General features: G+C 67.8%; 13 protein-coding genes. 9 read left to right on the plus strand and 4 right to left on the minus strand.

Features of this window, described 5'->3' with window-relative positions; translation table 11 throughout:
- Positions 1-6 precede the first annotated feature (6 nt).
- From B0T44_RS04160 to fxsT, 6 genes are read left to right on the plus strand one after another with little or no spacing between them, the layout of a single operon-like run.
- On the plus strand, positions 7-1917 hold the full coding sequence (locus B0T44_RS04160) for a S1 family peptidase (protein WP_077116337.1): 1911 nt from the start codon (positions 7-9) through the stop codon (positions 1915-1917).
- A gap of 13 nt (positions 1918-1930) precedes the next feature.
- Complete coding sequence (locus B0T44_RS04165) at positions 1931-2968, plus strand: AAA family ATPase (protein WP_077116336.1); 1038 nt, start codon at positions 1931-1933, stop codon at positions 2966-2968.
- 1 nt (position 2969) lies between these two features.
- Positions 2970-5375, plus strand: coding sequence for an SAV_2336 N-terminal domain-related protein (locus B0T44_RS04170; RefSeq protein WP_077116335.1), 2406 nt, complete (start codon positions 2970-2972; stop codon positions 5373-5375).
- Complete coding sequence (locus tag B0T44_RS04175) at positions 5372-6994, plus strand: chloride channel protein (protein ID WP_077116334.1); 1623 nt, start codon at positions 5372-5374, stop codon at positions 6992-6994. The genes B0T44_RS04170 and B0T44_RS04175 overlap by 4 nt, the downstream gene beginning before the upstream one ends.
- Positions 6995-7050: 56 nt before the next feature.
- Complete coding sequence (locus B0T44_RS04180; protein ID WP_175647989.1) at positions 7051-8274, plus strand: aKG-HExxH-type peptide beta-hydroxylase; 1224 nt, start codon at positions 7051-7053, stop codon at positions 8272-8274.
- Between the two features lie 23 nt (positions 8275-8297).
- A complete protein-coding gene (fxsT, locus tag B0T44_RS04185; RefSeq protein WP_077116332.1) occupies positions 8298-11351 on the plus strand; it encodes an FxSxx-COOH system tetratricopeptide repeat protein in 3054 nt (1017 codons plus the stop codon).
- A 161-nt stretch (positions 11352-11512) separates the two neighbouring features.
- Here fxsT and B0T44_RS04190 read toward each other — a convergent pair whose 3' ends face one another.
- Positions 11513-11926, minus strand: coding sequence for a DUF5997 family protein (locus B0T44_RS04190; RefSeq protein ID WP_077116331.1), 414 nt, complete (start codon positions 11924-11926; stop codon positions 11513-11515).
- A 63-nt stretch (positions 11927-11989) separates the two neighbouring features.
- Here B0T44_RS04190 and B0T44_RS04195 point away from each other — a divergent pair, with 63 nt between their 5' ends.
- Complete coding sequence (locus B0T44_RS04195) at positions 11990-12934, plus strand: LysR family transcriptional regulator (RefSeq protein WP_077116330.1); 945 nt, start codon at positions 11990-11992, stop codon at positions 12932-12934.
- Between the two features lie 280 nt (positions 12935-13214).
- Here B0T44_RS04195 and B0T44_RS04200 read toward each other — a convergent pair whose 3' ends face one another.
- From B0T44_RS04200 to lpqS, 3 genes are all read right to left on the minus strand, one after another.
- Positions 13215-14585 carry an MFS transporter gene (locus tag B0T44_RS04200; RefSeq protein WP_081511559.1) on the minus strand — a complete coding sequence of 457 codons (1371 nt, stop codon included), beginning with the start codon at positions 14583-14585 and terminating at the stop codon, positions 13215-13217.
- On the minus strand, positions 14582-15709 hold the full coding sequence (locus tag B0T44_RS04205; protein ID WP_077116443.1) for a PLP-dependent cysteine synthase family protein: 1128 nt from the start codon (positions 15707-15709) through the stop codon (positions 14582-14584). The genes B0T44_RS04200 and B0T44_RS04205 overlap by 4 nt, the downstream gene beginning before the upstream one ends.
- Before the next feature lie 101 nt (positions 15710-15810).
- Entirely contained in the window at positions 15811-16191 is a 381-nt protein-coding gene (gene lpqS, locus B0T44_RS04210; RefSeq protein WP_077116329.1) for a putative copper homeostasis (lipo)protein LpqS, read from the minus strand.
- 606 nt (positions 16192-16797) lie between these two features.
- On the opposite strand from lpqS, the gene B0T44_RS04215 reads away from it, so the two are divergent.
- Positions 16798-17646: a DUF8832 domain-containing protein gene (locus tag B0T44_RS04215; RefSeq protein ID WP_077116328.1), complete on the plus strand. Its 849-nt coding sequence runs from the start codon at positions 16798-16800 to the stop codon at positions 17644-17646.
- 111 nt (positions 17647-17757) lie between these two features.
- Positions 17758-19035, plus strand: a complete 1278-nt coding sequence (locus B0T44_RS04220) for an MFS transporter (protein WP_081511561.1) — start codon at positions 17758-17760, stop codon at positions 19033-19035.
- The last annotated feature ends 12 nt before the right edge of the window (positions 19036-19047 follow it).

Raw genomic sequence — 19047 nt, forward strand, 5'->3', positions numbered from 1 at the left:
GGCACCGTGCCCGAGCACGCCGATATAGACGATCTGCTGCGAGGTGCCTCCGCGTCCGTGTCCGCCGACCGCCTCGACGCCGAATTCATCGGCACCGCGTTCCGGATCGCGCCGGATTACGCGGTGACCGCAGCCCATGTCGCGTATTCGGTCGGTGAACGGATGCGGCTGTCGTTCGGTGAGGGCAGCGAATGCATGGCCGAGGTCGTTGTTGCGTCCGAGCCGCCGAAAGCCGGTTCGCGCTGGGGTTTCGACGATCTCGCTGTACTGCGGATCGAGCAGCCCGACGGTCTGGCGGCGCCCTGTGTGCTGATGGCTGAGCCGGTGCTCTCCTCCGGTGACGAGCTGCTGGTCTGCGCGCTCAACCCGAGCTACGTCGATCGTGTCATAGAGGTCTACCGCGGGTACCGGGTCCGGGATATCCATCCCCGCTTCGCCACCGTGGACGGGGAACGTTCCGTCATTCGCGGTATGTCGGGAGGCCCGGTGTGGTCGCTGCGCCACGGCGGGGTCGTGGGGTTCGTCAAAGCGAGCGAAAACATCGACACCGCACAGGGCGGCGCGATTTCGCCCCTGCTGGACGGGTTGCGGAAGTTCGGGCGCGACCTGTACGAGGAGATCGTCACCTCCCACGACGCACATCATCGGGACCAGCAGCGGTGGGCTGATCGCCTGGTCGGTTCGGAAGCAACGATCCGGCGATGGCTGGTGGAAGCGCACGGCTGGATCGCACGGATATCCACCGGTGCCGAACGGCGCGTCCCGGACGATCTGATCGAGGAACTGTTCCGTGACTCCCTGCCCCCCGACCGGAGTCGTTTGGTCACCTTACGTGACCTGGCCGAGTACATCGGTACAGAATGCCAGAACCGGAATATGGACCTGGCGAGATTCTGCGCCCTTGCCCCAAATTATCTGCGGATGGACCCGGTGGTCGCCAAAGGTTTGCGCGAGATGCCGCGGAACATCATTCTTCCCCGCGACTTTCCGCGATTCGAACGCCGCTTTCTGACCGCACAGCAGCACGCGGTGACCGAAGTCACCACCCTGTTCGGCGTCATCCTGCCGGAAGAAGGCCCCCGGTTGGGCAATCACGGTAAAGTCCCACACAGGTACGAATTGGCTAGGAAATACGGGGCGCAGGAAATCATCTCGGTCGCGACCTCTGAGCGGTTTTCCAGCTATGACCAGGCCAAGCGGGAATTGAAACAAGCGCTGGACTTCGAATTGAGCACCATCGACAAACCTCATGATGCGGTAGAAATCGTGGTGGCGTTGCCCGACGACCGACTGGACGAAGAACCACTGTATACCTGGCGGCGCGCGGACCAGCGGCCGTTCAGCAAATTCGCGATGCGTTTGCGGCGGAGTTGCACCTGGGAGAAGAGCAGCGAACAGATCGCTGAATTGCAGCTACGCTGGGAACGGTTGCGGCGCAGGGAAACCGGCGCGCTCGTCTGGTTGGGCTGCTCCGATATACGTGCCAGGGCCCTCGAGGGCCTGCAGGTGATGTTCACCGGCTCCGAAGCACCCGATGGAATCGGAATATCCGAACCTCCGACTGCCGAGGTGCTGACAGCAGCTGCGAGCAATGCACTTCCTTTGACGGTGTGGCGGACCACGAGCTGCCGGACGCATCCCGGTGCCGGGTGTGACGGCACCTCCTTTCGCACCGAGTTGACCGCTCAGCTCGCCGGGGCCATGCCGACGGACTGGTACAGCGTCATCTGGCGTGAGCAGAAAAACCATGCACACGGCGACCGACACCACACCACCACTACCGACGCGTCCGAACGGGACACGAGCCCGGGCTCCACCGCACCCGGCGAATTCTGGAGCAAGATCTTGTGCGTCGTCGATATACCAGGTGAAAGCAGAAGGCGCCCGCCTCCACTTGCCGGACCGCGGTCGCTATGAGACGGGAGCGGAAATGACAGCGCCGCGTTGGCATGTGTTCCACGGCTCGGGCGAACCACGGCCCCACGGCTGGGCCGCTGTACCCCCGCCGATGATCTCGCGCACCTTCAGCGGGAGTCCGACGCTGCCGCCGCCGGAACCGCAGCCGGATCAGCCCGCCCAGATGGACCGGAAACTGGGACGGGACGGGATCGGCGCGCACCAGCTGCGCTCGGACGACCTCGATGTCATCAACGCCGCCCTGCTGTGCAGGCGGCCCCTGCTGGTCACCGGGGCGCCCGGCCTCGGGAAGTCCGCACTCGCCTATCTCATCGCACGTGAGCTCGGACTCGGCCCGGTGCTGCACTGGCCGATCACCAGCCGCAGCAGCCTGCGGGACGGCCTCTACCACTACGACGCACTGCGCCGCTTCGAGGAGGCCCAGCTCCGAGAAACCCAGACACACCACAACGGGGCGGCGACCGATCTGGCCGACTACATCACGCTCGGCCCGCTCGGCACCGCGCTGCTGCCGTACGACACACCGCGGATGCTGTTGATCGATGAGATCGACAAGGCCGATATCGACCTGCCCAACGATCTGCTGCACGTCTTCGAGAACGGCGAGTACCAGATCGACGAGCTGCGGCGGATCCGGGCCTACCGGCCTCAGGTCGAAGTCTTCACGCACGAAGGCCGCGAACGGGTCCCGGTCCAGGACGGTTTCGTCCAGTGCAACGCGTTCCCGGTGATCATCATGACCAGCAATGGCGAGCGGGAGTTCCCGCCCGCCTTCCTGCGGCGCTGCCTACAGCTCCAACTGGAGAAACCCGAGCGTCCGCAGCTGGAACGCGTGGTCGCCGCGCATCTGGGCACCGCGGTGGCGGACGAATACGGCGACATCATCGACGATTTCATTCGCCGGCGCAGCGAGCTGGGATCGCTGCCGACCGATCGACTGCTGATCGCCCTGCATGTATTGACCCAAGCCACCCAGGCAGATGATGCGGACCGGCTGGATCGGCAGCGGCTGGCGGAGCGGCTCATGCAGCCCACGGACAGCGGAGGGTGAGATGGCGAGCCTGTCCGATCTCCTCGACGCGCTGCGCGGGCTGGACCTCGACGGCGGTACTGTCGCCGAGGCGCTCTGGCTGGCGAAGCATATCGATTCCCTTGCAAATTCGTCGCCCGAGAATTCGGCGGAAACCCAGCCCGGGACAGCCGCACCGGACGTCGAAACCGCACCGGCGCTGCCGACCGTCGATACCGCAGCGATGCAGCCGTTGCTGCCGCGCGAGGTTCCCACCGCCCCCTCGCCCGGCACGCCCGTCGCGTGGCCGTCCCGGATCGAAGTCGATATCCCGGCACCCTCACCACTGGCTTCCGGCACCAACCTGCTCGGTGAGTTGCGGCCGCTCGCCCGCCGGATCCCCGATCCGGCCGAGCGGGTCTTCGACGAGGACGCATCGGTCGAACGCATAGCTCGCACGGCAGTCGCCTGGCCGGTGACCAGGGCGAAGCTGGTGCGGCAGCGCGAAGCAGCACTGGTTTTCGACCGGCATCCGTCGATGGCGGCGTGGAGTGGACTGGCCGATGCGGTGCGCACCCTGGTGAATTCGGTCGGGTTCCGGCGGGTCACGGTGTGGTATCTCGACGAGGACAGTGCGGGCACACCGCGGCTGGCCACCCACGCCCACGGACCGCCGCAGCGTCCGCTGTCGGTGCTGTCGGATCCGTCCGGCCGCCGTGTCGTCATGGTGTTCAGCGCCTGCCTTGGCGACGCGTGGGTGCGCGGCACCATGACTGCCGAATTCGAGCGGCTGGCCGCGCGGTCGCCGGTGGCGATCGTGCAGCCGCTACCCAGCAGCATGTGGCGCCGGACCGGTCTGGACTGGGGGCACGGACGCATCACCGCTGTGGTCGCCGACCGTCCGTCGCCGCTGCGGGTGCTCACGCCCGCCGATGCGCGGACCACGCCGATCCCGGTGCTCGAACTGACCGACGGCTGGATCAGGCCGTGGGCGCAACTATTGTCCGGAGAGCGGCGCTCGGCCGGTTATCCCCTGCTACGCAGGCCCGAGCCGGCGGCCGCAGAGGAGCCGCTTCCACTGGCGGTGCGACAGGACCTGGAGTTGGGCCGCAGCGCGCTCGAACGGGTGCGGCGTTTCCGGGCAGCGTCGTCGCCGGAGGCATTTCGCCTTGCCGCCAGCCTGGCGCAGGTTCCGCTGGTACTGCCGATCATGCGGCTGGTGCAGCAGGCGATACTGCCGGGCAGTAAACGCAGTGTGCTGGCCGAGGTCCTGGCCGGTGGCCTGATCGAGGAGGCAGCCGCCGATTCCGCCCCGCCGTACACCGTCCCCGAGGACAGCCGGGTTTTCGCGTTCCGGCCCGATGTCGCCGAAATCCTGCGCAAGGCGATTCCGCGCAGCGAAGCCGCGCAGGTGCTCGCCGCCGCGTCACGGTTCATCGCCCAGCGGTACAACGTGCCGGGCCCGGTGTTCCGCGCCGCCGTATCGCAGCCGACCCGGGGCGGAACGCCGTTCGCGTACCTGGCACCGGAGACATTGCGGCGCATCGCACCGAACTTCCCCGACCCGCAAGCCGAGTCACCCGGCGAAGACGTCGAACGTCGTTATACCGCCGCGGTCGACGAAGCCATCGAGGCGCTGCGGCACGGTGACGCCGACGCCGCGTTGGCCTCGTCACGGGCTGCCCTGGAACTGCTTCCGAGCGGCCACCCCCGGCGAGCCGATCTGCTGGCGCAACTTATCTCGCTGCTGCGGCAGCGCTGGGAACTCGGCGGCACCATCGCCGACCTCGACGAGGCAATCGCGGTCGCCAAAACCGCTGTCGCTGAGCTCGGCGACAGCGAAGCGGGCATCGCAGTCCTGTCCGGGTTGGGGCAACTGCTGCTGGAGCGGTTCGAGGTGGCAGGCGGAGCCGATTTCCTGACCGACGCGACCCGGGTGCTGCGCGGCGCGCTCGAGGCCACCGAGCCGGACGGCCCGGCGCGGGCCGAGCTCTCCGAGCGCCTCGGTGACGCCCTGCTCAGGCGCTCCGAGATCACCGGGGAGCCCATCTATGCGTGGGAAGCGGTCGACCTGTGCCTCGCGGCGGCGGAGTACGGCGAAGACGACCGGGACCGCGATGTGGTCCTGATGTTCACCATCGCCCGGGCCTACCTCGGTATCGCCGCGCTGTCGGCGCACCCGGACAGCGAACTGGAAGCCCGTGTCGCCGAATACTTCCGTTATGCGGCGGCCGGTTTGGCGAGCCCGCCGACCGAGCGTACCCGCACCGCACTGCTGGACACGGTAGCGCGGACGGTGGACGTCGTGCGCACCGGCACGTTGCCGCCGCGTATTGCGGGTGAGTTGTCGAGCATCCTGGCCACCCTGTCTGCGGCGGAACACACCGCACCCGTCGCCGAGGCCCGACGGGCGCTCGACGCCGTCGCCACCGGCAGCGGTTCGCCATGACCGTGTCCGCCACGCCGAGACAGCGGTGGTTCGTCTTCGGTGCGGCGCTGGTGGGTGCAGCGGTCGCGGCCGGGTTCGGCGCGGCCGCACTGCGTTTCGTCCTCGACGCCGCCACCGAGATATTGCTGGGTTCGGTGATCCACCTCGAACCGGTCGATGACGGGCTGTGGCACGCTCCGGCCGGCCCACTGCCCAACCGCAGCGCGCTGCTGCTACCGCTGCTCGTCGCCGCGGGAATGTTTGCCGCGACAACACTGTCGCGGCTCGGTGGTCCGACAGTGAACGGCACCGACGGGGTCATCAATGCGGTCAACACCCGTGAGCTGAGCGGGCTCACCGCCCGCGGCGCCGCCGCCAAACTGGCAGGTACCGCAGTGACCCTCGGCTCGGGCGGGTCCGGTGGCACGGAGGGGCCGGTGGTGCAGGTAACGGCCTCGCTGGGCGCCGCGATCACCCGGCGACTGGGATTGAGCCGAGCACAGGCGAGGGTGGTGGTCGTCGCCGCGCTCAGCGCCGGGGTGGGGGCGCTGTTCCAGGTTCCGATCGCGGGCGGTGTGCTCGGCGCCGAACTCCTGCGCCGCCGGGGCGGCGATTGGCGGCTGATCGGGTACACCGTGCCGACCGCGCTGCTCGGCTTCGGCGTCTTCATCGGCCTGTACGGCTATCACCCCATGTTCGGTGTCGCCGACCTCGGTGCGCTGTGGGACCCGGTCGCCGCCGCGGTGCTGGCGCTGATCGGCCTGGGTTGCGCGGTACTGGCCCGCCTGTACGTGTGGACCTTTCATCGCGTCGGCCGCCTGCTCGAACCGGCGCGGAAACGTCCCGGAATCACCGCCGCGGCAGCGGGCGCGGCGGTCGGCACGGTCGGCATCTTCGTGCCGATGGCACTCGGCACCGGTTACGGTGTTGCCACGCTGGGGCTTTCGCCGTCCAGTGTCGCCGCGCTGCCGCTGTGGTTGCTTGCCGTGCTGCCGTTGGTCAAGATCGGAGCCACCGCCGTGACCTTGCACGCGGGCGGTGTCGGTGGGGTGTTCGGACCCGCGATGGTCATCGGGGCCACCGCCGGGGCGCTGGGCTGGCGGCTCGCCGTCGAAGCCGGTGTGCAGCCGGGGCCGGTCGCCGCCTGCACCCTCGCCGGGTTGGCGGCCTGCCTCGGCGCGGCGGTCCGTGCACCGCTGGCAGCGATCGTATTCGCCGGTGAGGTCGCCGGTTATCTGCTGCCGCCCCCGGGTCTTGTGGTTGCGGTGGTGATCGCCACCGTGTTCACCGGCGGTATCACTGTGTTCCCGAGTCAGGAATCGGACCGAACCACAAGGCGTTCCCCGCAATTGGTTGTTTCGGTTATGTTGAAAACAGTCGTCTCGAGGAAACGAACCGGGACGAGTCGCACGGCTGTCGGATTCCAGCCCCGCCGCCGGAATCTGTCCGACTCGTCAGGGGAGGGGTGTCCGATGGAACCCGAGGCCACACATGGCCTACCCGATTTGACCGACTTACCGCTCGAGGATCTACTCGGTGACAGTCGGCCCGAGGTGAGCCGCGCCTTACACACCGCGCTGCGTCGCCGCGCCGCGGTCGGGATCGTATTCGCAGGCCACAGCTCGGGCGGGGCCGCATGATCGCCCTGCCCAGAACGCTCCGAGCGCCGCGGGCCCGCAACGATCACCGGGAGGGCATGCTGACCGTATCCGGAGCCGAACTCGAGGCGCTGGCCACGATGACGGACCATCCGACCACGCTGCCTCTGCTGCAACGCGCCCGCATCAGCCGCAACCTCGCCTTCTTGGCCGCCGCCCTGCGCGGCGGCCGCGACAACGCACACCAGGTAGCTCGCGCGGGTTTCGATCTGCTGGCCGAGGTGCAGCGGCGTAACCCGGCGGTGGTGCGAGAAGTACTGCTGCATCCCCGTTTCGGCGGGTGGGTGACGGTGTGCGCAGTCCGGGCCCACGGCAACGGCGCAGCACCCGAGGCGGATCCGCCCGTGGCGCACCTCGCCTCGTTCGCCGCCGCGGCAGCCGTGCAGGCCGGGGTCGAGTTCGATCTGGAACTGCCGCAATCCGGTGACGCCGTAGTGCTGCCCGGTCTCGGCTGCTGGACCGGACCGGTCGCGATGTCGGTGCGTGTTCGCTACGACGGGAAAACAGCGCCGCTGCCCGATGGTTACCGATGGACGCCGTTGCGGCGTTTGTCCGCACAGTTAGCCGACCGAGCAGTCGATGTCGAATTCGATGATCTGCCGCCTACCCCTTCCACCTGGCCCGACGAACCCGTCGACGGACCGGAAAGCAGGTGGGAACCACGCAGCGATGCGGAGTTCCGGCTGTGGCAACACCGTTTCGACGCAGCGCTGGAACTGCTCGGCACCGTCGTGCCGGAACTGGCCGCTCCCCTGTCGCGCGGGATGCGGGCGGTACTTCCCCGCAGCCAGGAAACTTATTCGTTCGTCTCCGCCACATTGACGGACTCGTTCGGCGCTACCGCCATGCTGCTGCCTGCCGATGCCGTGAAAATGGCCGCCGGTCTGCTGCATGAATTCCAGCATTCGAAACTCGGTGCGCTGATGGAGATCAGGCCGCTGATCACGGTGGACGGTCCAGCGGACCTGCCCTCGCCGTGGCGAGCCGAACCGCGACCGGCGAGCGCCGTTCTGCACGGCGTCTACGCGCATGTGGCGGTTGCGCGACTGTTGCGACGAGCCGCCGCCACGAGCACCGCACCCCGGCGGCATATCGCCCGGCCGAGCCTGTGTGCCGACCCGGTTACTCAGGCCGCGATCGCCGCGTGTGACACTCTGCTCGGCTCGGATCGGCTCACCCCGGCCGGGCGGCGTTTCGTGATCTTGATGCGGCGTACCGCCGCGACCGACAGCGACGGCCGCCCGGCCGCGCCGATACCGTGAGGGGAGCAGCGAACTTGGCGCAGATGTCCGCGCATCCGAGCACGCCCGAGTCGATCACGATCGCCTATGCCGCCGAGGATGCGGTATGGGCGCTGTGGTTGCAGCAGATCGGTACCGACGCCGGGCTGGACGTGCACACCCGCCGTGTTCGGACCGGCGCCGCGTTACCGGACCCGATAGCAGGACAAACGATGGTTCTGGTGGTCAGCGGCAGTTTTATGCGAACCGCTCGGCTGTCGCCCCAGGATTGGGCACGCTACGCCACCGGGCCGGGCAGTGTGCTGGCGGTCATCGTCGCCACCGCCCCCGTGCCCGACACGGCAGGCGCGATATCCGCAGTCGATCTGCGTCTGCTTCCCGACGCATCCCAAGCCAAGTCGAAGGTGTTGCGGATGCTGGGCCGCGACTCGAGCCTCGGCACCGCGCCGCTGCGGCTGCTACAGGCGACCCGGATGCGGGTGCGGTACCCGAGCCAGCAGATGTTCGTCGACTACCAGTCCAAGACGATGCCGCAGTATCAACCGGAGTGGTTCTACGGCCGCGATACCGAACTCGACGCCATCCGCGACCAATTGGACACCTCCGGCGCAGCCGTACTGACCGGTGTCGCGGGCAGCGGCAAGACCTGGCTGGCTGCCGCCTATGTGCGGCGGTTCCGTTCCCAGTACGACCTGATCGCCTGGATTCCCGGGGAGAACGGTGCGGTCATGCGCACCGAACTCGGCCAATTGGCCAAACCGCTCGGTCTCCCCGATTCGCTGCCGCGCGATACCCGGCACCACGAAGTGGTCGCCGAACTACGCCGCTCCGGCATCCGGTACCTGCTCATCTACGACAACGTCACTCCCGACCATCACCGCACCGGCCGCGAGCAACTTCCGCTGCCGCGGAAACCGGCGCTGCTGTCGGATATGGTGCCGTGGGACGGATACGGGCATGTGCTGCTCACGTCGAAGGTCTCCGAGTGGGACACCCCGCAACCGATCCCGGTGCCGATGTTCACCGTCGAGGAAGGCGCCGACTTCCTGCGCAGACACGTCGACAACATAGCCGAGGACTTGGCGCAGGAATTCAGCGACGCTGTCGACGGCAGCCCCGTCCTGCTCAACGCCCTTGCGCACCGGGGTTCCCGCGGCCTGGACGCCGTCGACACCGAGCTGCTGCAACGGGTGCGGTCCTCGCCGTTCCTGCTGCTGGAAAAGGAACTGACGCTGTCCTACAAGCGGGCCGCGTCCATTATCGGCGACTCGGTGCGGCCGCTGATCGACGAACCCGCCGGATCCGACGCGTGGGCAGCCGGTCAACTGTTGCGGCTGCTCACCTGCTTCGCCCCCGACACACCGATTCCGCTGGCACTGCTGACTTCCCAGCTGCCGGGAGCCGAGCGCCGGGCAGGTACCCGGCTGCCCGGCCAACTCGCGGACGCACTGGCCAACGAGCATCGCCGCCGCAACGTCCTCGAGCTGGCCACCCGCGATTCGGTCGCCCAAATCTGCGCCGACCCGATCACCGAACACGGCCGGGCGCTGAAGATCCACAGTGTGCCCTGGCACGGCATCCGTGACTTCCTGCCCGGCGCCCTCGCCGACACCAACCGCCATATCGCGCATCAGGTGCTGTGCGACGCAGATCCGCAGCGCACCGATCTGCCCACCCTCTGGGGCCGATATCTGTGGCTGTGGCAGCAGGTCGCGCACACCGAAATCCTGGCCTGCTCGCGGGTGGCCGATCTGGACGACCCGTGCGCGCAACTACCCGAACTGATCCGCCACGTCGTCGAAGCGTTGCGTGTCCAGGGCGAACTGACCGCCGCCGCCGGTTTGGGCCGCCGCGCCGCAGTGGAGTGGACAGACCTGCTGGGCGGTGACGATATCCGCGTGGTCCGGATCTGGATTGTGACCGGCAATGCGCTGTGGCAGCTCGGCGACTGGGAGCAGGCACGCGACGCGGCCGCGGCAGCCCTGTCCGGTGTCGAACACTGCCGTGACCGCTACCCGGAGGAATACGTCTGGGCCGGCGACCTGATCGCCGCGTGCCTGCGCCTGGCAGGTGACTGGGTGGGCGCGGTCGGCTACAACGAGCAGTCCCACGCGTGGGCGCAGGAATGCCTGGGCGACAATCACATCGAAACAGTGCGCGCCGCCCACAACCTCGCCGTTTCCTACCGGGTGATGGGCCGCTTCGCGGAGGCCCTGCACCTCGATGCCGGGAACTACGAGCGTTTCCAGAACGATCCGATGCTGTCGGACAACCCGATCCTGCGGTTGCACTGCGTCAACAACGTGGCCCGCGATCAGCGAGAACTCGGCAGCTACCGGGCCTCGGCCGCCCTACAGGAACGAGTGCTCAACGATTTCGTCGACCTGCTTGGCAACCCACTGCAGCAGCATATTCTGCGTGCCCGCAAAAACCTGGCCGTCTCCTACCGCAAAGCCGGACGTTACGAGGAGGCACTGGCGACACAGCAGAGCGCACTGGCCGATCATGTGAAGGTCTACGGCAGCGGCCACCCCGAATCCGTTGCTGCCCGCACCAATGTCGCCAACGACTATCGGCTCACCGGCGCCACGAAACTGGCCGTGGAACACGCCGCCGAAGCTCATCGGCTGTGTGCGGCCACCTACCCGCATCACCCGTACACCGCCGCGTGCGCGGTCAACTATGCTGCCGCGCTGCGAACCGACGGCAGGTACCAGGAGGCGTTGGCGCTCGATCGTGCAGCGGAGAAGATCTTCACCGATCTGCTGACGGCCGATCATCCGTACACCCTGGCGGCGCAGACAAATATCGCCTCCGACCTCGCGGGGCTCGGCACGGTGGCCGAGGCCGCCGAACTCGGGGCCGAGGTGCTGGAACGCTCCCGCCGGGTCCGGGGCGACGACCACCCCTACACCCTGCAATGCGCGGTCAACCTCGGGCTCGATCTGCGCGCCCTCGGCCGCGACGAGGAGGCGGAGGCATTGGAACGCGACACGCTGGAGCGGTACACAGCCACGCTCGGTGACGATCACCCCGACTACCGGTCGGCGGCCGACCGCCTGCGCGGCACCTGCGATATCGAGCCGCCACCGGTCTGAGGTCCGCCGGCCGATACCGAGTAGGGCCGTAGTATGCCCCGGCCACCGGGCGGGAACCGTGCACCGGTCAGCGTGCACCGACCAGTCATGACGACCTGCTGGGTGGGCGCCAGCTGCCGATCCCGGACAGGCGTGCAGCCGGCCCCGGAGCTCTGGATGGATTATCGACGATTCTTGGCGGGCCGGTTCGACGCAGCCCGGCGTTGTTCCCGGTCCGCTGCGATCCGTTCGTTGTCCCGCAGGACCGCGGCATAACTCTCCCGTTCCCGGAGCAGCCAGTCCGGCGGGTCGGCCATCAACGCGGCGATCTCGTCGGCGGTGAGCGCGTCGGGCACTCCGGCGCGAGCCAGCCCGCTGTTGGAGATACCGAGTTTGCGGGCGACGATATCGCGCGGGAACGGCCCGCGGCGGCGCAGTTCGGTCAACCATTCCGGTGGGTTGGTGCGCAGTGCGTCGAGGTCGTCACGTGAGATCGGTGAGTTCCGGAAACTCTCCGGGGCCGCCGGGAGATAAATGCCCAGCTTGTTCGCCGCGGTGAGCGGTTTCAGCATCTGTGGTTTCTTGTCCGGACTCACTCTCACAGCGTATCCGTACCCGTCCGTACCGGTTCACCGCGCAGGTGCAATACGCTGCGTGCAATGAACCGGGCCGATTCCATCGAGGTGACGCGACTACGCTGGTTTGTCGCCGTCGCCGAGGAGCTGCATTTCGCGCGGGCAGCCGAATCCCTGCACATCTCGCGCCAGCAGCTGAGCCGCACCATCATCGATCTGGAACGTGAACTGGGCACGGCGCTGTTCGTGCCGGGAGCCCGGCCCACGCAGCTGACCGAAGCCGGACGCGAGCTGCTGATCGAGGCGCGAGCGGCCGTGGCCCGAGCCGACGCAGCCCGCTGCGAGCAGGCACCCGAGACGAAACCTGGGCTACGGGTCGGTTTCGTCCCCGGGGTGACGGTGACGAAATGGGAGCGGATCTGGCGGGAACGGTTCCCCGGTATCCCGCTCGAGGTGACTCCGATCGCCGGAGCCGACCAACTGGGGGCATTGCGGACAGGCCGGGTCGATATGTGCTTCGTCCGGCTGCCGATCGATCGTGCGGACCTCAGCGTTATTCCGCTGTATCACGAGGTGGCTGTCGTTGTCGTGCCCAAGGATCATCCGATCTCGCTGTTCAACGAAGTCACCACCGCGGACCTGGCCGATGAGCCGACGCAGGACTCGAGCGATCTCGATGACGCCGCGATGACGATCGAACTGGTGGCGGCCGGTGTCGGCGCCGCCATCGTTCCCCATTCCATCGCCCGCCTGCATGCTCGGCGCGATGTGGTGTATCGGCCGGTGACCGACGCCGCGCCGACGCAGATCGCGCTGGCGTGGCCCGCCGCGGCGACCACCGAGACGGTCGAGGAGTTCGTGGGTGTCGTCCGGGGTCGTTCCGCACGCAGTTCCCGCTCACCGTCTGCGCGCAAAGCAGGCGGTGCACCGGCCGGTTCCGACCGGAAACAGAAAACCGGCCAGCCCCCGGGCACTCGGAGTGTTCGCTCGGGGGCGTCCAGGAAACCGCCGCGGCGACGCAGGCGATAGCAGCTACCGAACTCCACCACGACCGGCCTGCTGTGCTACTCCACAGTGGCGAACCTTTGTCGGCAAGCATGACCACCGGGCAACCACCCCTGCCGAGCAGGGTGGTTCTGCGGCGCCTGACGAATACCGTGCTGACACGGAAACGTGGTCCGTATTGGCGCGGAACCGGGTAGCGGGCTGAGAAAACCCGCCCCACTACTCTCCACGGATCGCGACACCGAGGCGGGTGCCCGGAATCCGGGCACCCGCCTCAGCACATGACACAGCGGACCGTGCTTGCTCAGGACCGGCCGGCCCGCGCTGGCTCCCCCGGAAGACGATGGTCATCCACCGAGACCTGGCCGTCAGGCGTCAGATCCCGATGCGGGTTCCGGTCGGATTCTCGGTGGTGGCCCGACAGGGTTTCTTCGGCATTGCCGTTGCCACCTTCGCTGGCACTCCTCCGGTCGAGCCGGTGCAGCGCAACAGCAGCCAAGACCCCGATCAGGCCGAGCCCGGCCCACACAGCCCAATCCGCTCCAGCAGCGCGTGCCGCCCCGACCACGGCGCCGGTGGCGAGATTTCCGGCCAGGATGCCGACACCGACGATGGTGTTGTAGAACCCGTAATGGGTTGCCACCAGCTTCCCGTCGGCCAGGGATACAACCGTGTCCATCTCGAACGGAAATACCGCCGCGGTGCCCACCGCCAGTACCGCCGTCGCCACCAACAACGCGACGACCGCAGCGGCGGTACCGAGGCGACCGGGCCCGGGAACAGCGAGCAACGGCACGAACGCGACAGCCAAGATCGTCATCCCCACCACCAGGCTGCGCCCGGTCCCCCAGCGCGCCCGGAACCAGCCGGTGATCCGCAGCTGCCCTGCCACGGCCACGACGCCGGAGACCACGAACAACGCCGACACCAGCACACGCGAGTGTTCACCCGCCACATACTCCGCCTGCAGTGGCAGCGCCAGATACACCTGGAACGACAGCACATACGAGCCGATCATCGCCACCGAGAACCAGAGAAACCTGCGGTTCCGCGCGATTGTGCGCCAATCTTCGAGCACCGAGGTGTGCTCGGTCGTTGTTTCGCTGTGGCGGGCAGGCAGGGCGAAGAGCTGCGCCACCGTCAGGGCCGCGAACACCACCGCCGCGGCAGCCGCGGTCACCCGGAAATCCAGGACCATCAAGGCCAGACCCACCAGCGGCCCGGCCAGGATGCCCGCCTGATAGAAGATGTTGAACACGGCGAACGCCTCCACCCGGCGTTCCCCGGTATCGGCCGCCAGGTATGCGCGCACAGCGGGGTTGAACAGTGCGCCCGCAAAACCGGTAGCGGCGGAAGCGATCAACAGCCACGGAAGCGATGTCGCGAACGCCAGCAAGGCGAAACCGCCGGTCCGCAGCAGACAGCCCGCGACGATCAACGGTTTGTATCCCAGCCGGTCGGCCAGGGTGCCGCCGATCAGAAACATGCCCTGCTGGGAGAAGTTGCGCATACCCAGCACCAAACCGACCGCCCAGGCCGCCAGCCCCAACGGACCGGCCAGGTAGCCGGCCAGATACGGCATCAACATGTAGAACCCGAGGTTGATGCCGAACTGGTTGACCATCAGCAATCGGGCGGCGAGGTCGAAACTACGAAACTGCCTGAGCACGGTCATGACCTACGATCTCCTGCCGGTACCAGAGCCTGTGGGTCGACAACGGTGGTGCATCGCGTCCACGAGCGAACGACCTCGTCGGCCGGGTGGGCGATGACCTGCGGTGCGGTCGGCGGATCGGCGTCGAGAAGGCCGTGCTCATGGCAGTAGCTGTCGTTGTAGACGGTGTCGAAATAGCGTTGCGGCCCATCCGGGAACACCGCCGCGATCCGCGTGTCCTCGGCGTATCTGCCTGCCGCCCAGCCCGCGACCAACGCCACCGCGCCGACACTCCAGCCACCGGTTGCGTAATGCCGCCTGGCCAGTGTCCGGCAGGCCCAGACGGCTTCCGACGGCGCCACCCAGTGCACTTCGTCGAATGCGCTGTAGTCGACATTGCGCGGGAAGATACTCGAACCCAGGCCTCGCATCAGTCGCGGAGCCGCGGGCTGACCGAAGATCGTGGATGCGATGGTGTCGACACCGATCAACGTCAGCTCCGGGTTGAACCGGCGCAGCACCCGCGCCACACCGGACGAGTGGCCGCCGGTACCGACCGCGCATACCAGCACATCCACCGTCCCCAACTGCCGTATCAGCTCCAATGCCAACGGCTCGTAGCCGTCGACATTATCGGGGTTGTTGTATTGGTCGGGGCTCCAGGCGCCCGGGTCCAAGGCCAGTAATTCCTCCACTCGGTCACGGCGCGCCTGCTGCCAGCCACCGTGGGGATGCGGCTCGGCCACCAGGTCGACCTGCGCCCCATAGGAGGCAAGCATGCGCGCAACAATCGGTTCCAGCCCCGGGTCCGTGACCACGGTGACCGGATGGTCGTAGACCGAACCGGCCAACGCCAACCCCAACCCCAGAGTGCCGCTCGTGGACTCGATGATGCGCCCGCCCGGGGCCAGCTCGCCCCGCTCCTTCGCGCGCCGCACCATATGCAGGGCGGGCCGGTCCTTCATCCCCCCGGGGTTGAAACCCTCCAGCTTCGCCCAGAATCCCCGGCCGGCGGGCGCCAACGGCGCACCCACCCACAGGACCGGGGTATTGCCGACCAGAGCGCCCGGTTCCCGCACGGGGACCGGCGCGGCGGGCGCCTCCGGAATTGTCTCGGCAGGCGTGCCGTACACGACGTTGTTCATCGTTGTCGCTTTCTGTATCCGAACCGCCACCATGGGCGGTGAAGACGGTGAGTAGGCGAGCACCGGCCGACGAGACGACACGTCGACCTGGCGCTGACCGATCAGCGTCGGGCGATACAGAATCGGGCGAGAATGTCCTGTCCGTTCCGAGTGGGTAGCCCGGCGACCGGTGGGGCCCGGACCCCTCCAGCGTTGATGAACAGCAGGGCGGCGGCGACGATCGCGGCCGTCCCGAGCAGGATCAGCCACAGCAAAGACAGCAGGCTTCCTGTCCCGGCGGGAAGCACCGACTTCACCACACAATGGAGCATGTGCTGATCACAGTGGTCGGCGAGATGACCGCCCAGCGCGTGCGGGTGATGATGGTGAGCACCGTCGGCCGCCACCGCCGCCCCCATGCCGACGTGTATGTGCCCGCCTTCGCCGAGCAGCGCACAATCGATGGTCGGGACGAGGGTCAGCACCGCCAGCAGCACTGCCATCACCGGAGCGCGCCTCAGGCGAGCGACGAGGGTCATCGCGCACCGCCCCTGGAACGGGAGAGGCGGGACGGAACCTTACCGGCGGGTGGCACAGATACGCGTTCCCGGATGCCCGCTCGCCGCACATCGGCACGTTCGGCCGTTCTGTTCATCTGCACCACCTCCTTTCTTCCCGGCCCGGCGCTGCAGGCAGTTGCGCTCTCTGCGTTACCGGCTGAGCAAGATCGAAAACGTTTGGCCGACAATCTACTACCGGCATCCATCTTTGCGGGGATCCTGTGACGCGGTCCACCGGTAGCCCCAAGCATGGGGACACGTTCTCGCCGCATTCCACCAGCGCGAGACCCGGGCCGGACCTGGAGTCGACGCCGCGTTTGCTGCGCCCTCATCCTGGCGACTGTGCAGCAATGAGCAGCGTGTCGGTCCCGGCACAACCGGCCGGCGTCGACAATCGAGGTCGGCGTCATCCAGACCGAAGCCGCCGATGTGCGGCAGAGCGATATTCGACACCGTTGTGTCCAGAGCCACCGGAACACAACTTGCACTATACCCCCTGGGGGTATAACTTCGTCTAGTCCCACCCATGACGAAAGGAAGAGCGCAACAATGAACACCTCGAACCATGACCACAGCCACCATCCGAGCCACGGCGAGCACGCCGGCCACGAAACGCAGCACGGGCACACCGGGCACGCCGCTGCGGGCCACGCCGGACACGGCGCTCCCGCATTCCCCGAGGGGCTGCTGATCACGCAGGACGGGTACTCGCTGGAACTGCAGGAACCTGTCGCCGCGGCAGGCGAGATCGATTTCCGGTTCCGCATCATCGGCCCAGACCAGCGGCCGGTCACCGACTACGCCCCCAGCCACGACAGGGAACTGCACCTGATCGTCGCCAAGCGTGAGCTGACCGGTTTCTGGCACGTCCACCCGGAGCGGGCCGCCGACGGCACCTGGTCGGTGCGACTGAACCTGCCCGATGCGGGCTCCTACCGGGTCTTCACCGATATCGCCCCGCGCGAGCTCGGCCACAGCATCACTCTCGGCGCGGATCTGGCCGTCGCCGGTACCTATGCTCCCGAACCGATTCCCGCACCGGCCCGCACCACTGTCGTCGACGACTACGAGGTCGAACTGCAGGGCGATCTGATCGCCGGTGCCGGGCGCCTGCTCACCCTCACCGTGCGCAAGAACGGCGCCCCGGTCACCGACCTGCAGCCCTACCTCGGGGCCTTCGGGCACCTGATCATCCTCCGTAGTGGTGACCTGGCCTACGTGCACGTGCACCCCAACGGAGAACCCGGTGACGGCATCACCGCCCCAGGCCCCGACATCACCTTCCACGCCGTTACACCCGGGCCCGGGGTCTACCGCCTGTTCCTCGACTTCCAGCACGAAGGGGTCGTTCATACAGCCGCTTTCACCCTGCCCGCCGGCACAGCCCACCAGCACTGACCATCAGGCGAACCCTGCCACCCCGCGAACACACCGAGGAGACCTCATGTGCGACTGCCGTTGTCCATCGGCCCGCGCCCCGCCCCACCCCTCCCAGAAAGCTGTTCGAAGATGTTCACCTCGTTGTTCACCCACCGCGACTATCTGCGCCTGTTCACCGCCCAGGTATCGGCCCTGTTCGGCACCGGACTGACCACCGTCGCCCTGGGACTGCTCGCCTACGAGCTCGCCGGCGCCGATGCGGCCGCCGTACTCGGCACCGCGCTGACCATCAAAATGCTGGTCTATGTGACCGTAGCGCCGCTCGTGGCCGCCTACGCCGATCGCTTCCCGCGCCGATTATTCCTGGTCGGACTCAACACGATCCGAGCTGCGGTGGTGCTTGCGCTGCCGTTCATCGACCAGATCTGGCAGATCTATGTGCTGATCGCGGTATTACAGACCGCCTCGGCCGCGTTCACCCCCACCTACCAGGCCGTCATCCCGGACATCCTGCCCGACGAACGCGACTACACCAAAGCGCTGTCGGCCGCCCAACTGGCCGCCACCATGGAGACGCTGCTGAGCCCGATGCTGGCAGCGGCAGCACTGGCCGTGATCAGCTTCCACTGGCTGTTCGTCGGTACCGCCATCGGTTTCGCGGTCTCGGCCGCCCTGGTGATCACCACCCGCATCCCCGACGCGAGGACGGTCACCGAGAGCACCTTCGGAGAACGGATCAGCGTGGGCATGCGGATCTTCGCCGCGACACCGCGGCTGCGCGGACTGCTCGGCCTGAACCTGGTGGTCGCGGCGGCAGGCGCGGTCGTCATGGTCAACACCGTCAACTACGTGCGCGACACGCTCGGCGGAACCCAGTCCGGGGTGGCGGCGCTGCTGGCCGCGAACGGTTCGGGCACCATGCTCGTCGCGCTGACCCTGCCACGAGTCCTCGAACGCCTCGGCACGCGCCCGGTGATGCTGGCGGGTGCGGCCACCTTGCTCGCCGGACTCGGAGCGGCCATCGCGCTGTCGACCGCAAGCGACGGCGACTGGCGCTGGGGCGCCGCGTTCGTGGTGTGGGCAATGGTCGGCGCGGGGACAGCGGCCGTGCTCACCCCGACCGGGCAGGTGCTGCGCCGCTCCTCACAACCTGCCGACCGACCCGCGCTCTTCGCCGCTCAGTTCTCGCTCTCGCACCTGGCCTGGCTGATCACCTACCCGCTCACCGGATGGCTGAGCACCGCCACCGGTTTCACCATCACCTGGCTGACACTGGCCGTGCTCGCCGGCGGCGGGATCGTTCTGGCAGTGCGAATGTGGCCGCGTGAGGACCACATCGTCGCCGCGTACCGGCCCCGGCCGATACTCGCAGACGAACCCGGCGTACCGACGCACGCAAGGGCCTGAACAGTCGGCCCC

Source organism: Nocardia donostiensis (genome assembly GCF_002081715.1).
Taxonomy (GTDB): Bacteria; Actinomycetota; Actinomycetes; order Mycobacteriales; family Mycobacteriaceae; genus Nocardia; species Nocardia donostiensis.

Bases quoted from the DNA above. Each gene is read 5' to 3' on its own strand.
- B0T44_RS04215 (WP_077116328.1), top strand. From the start codon at position 16,798: ATGAACACCTCGAACCATGACCACAGCCACCATCCGAGCCACGGCGAG.
- B0T44_RS04205 (WP_077116443.1), bottom strand. From the start codon at position 15,709: ATGAACAACGTCGTGTACGGCACGCCTGCCGAGACAATTCCGGAGGCG.
- B0T44_RS04220 (WP_081511561.1), top strand. From the start codon at position 17,758: ATGTTCACCTCGTTGTTCACCCACCGCGACTATCTGCGCCTGTTCACC.
- B0T44_RS04165 (WP_077116336.1), top strand. From the start codon at position 1,931: ATGACAGCGCCGCGTTGGCATGTGTTCCACGGCTCGGGCGAACCACGG.
- fxsT (WP_077116332.1), top strand. From the start codon at position 8,298: ATGTCCGCGCATCCGAGCACGCCCGAGTCGATCACGATCGCCTATGCC.
- B0T44_RS04200 (WP_081511559.1), bottom strand. From the start codon at position 14,585: ATGACCGTGCTCAGGCAGTTTCGTAGTTTCGACCTCGCCGCCCGATTG.
- lpqS (WP_077116329.1), bottom strand. From the start codon at position 16,191: ATGGCAGTGCTGCTGGCGGTGCTGACCCTCGTCCCGACCATCGATTGT.
- B0T44_RS04180 (WP_175647989.1), top strand. From the start codon at position 7,051: ATGCTGACCGTATCCGGAGCCGAACTCGAGGCGCTGGCCACGATGACG.
- B0T44_RS04170 (WP_077116335.1), top strand. From the start codon at position 2,970: ATGGCGAGCCTGTCCGATCTCCTCGACGCGCTGCGCGGGCTGGACCTC.
- B0T44_RS04195 (WP_077116330.1), top strand. From the start codon at position 11,990: ATGAACCGGGCCGATTCCATCGAGGTGACGCGACTACGCTGGTTTGTC.
- B0T44_RS04175 (WP_077116334.1), top strand. From the start codon at position 5,372: ATGACCGTGTCCGCCACGCCGAGACAGCGGTGGTTCGTCTTCGGTGCG.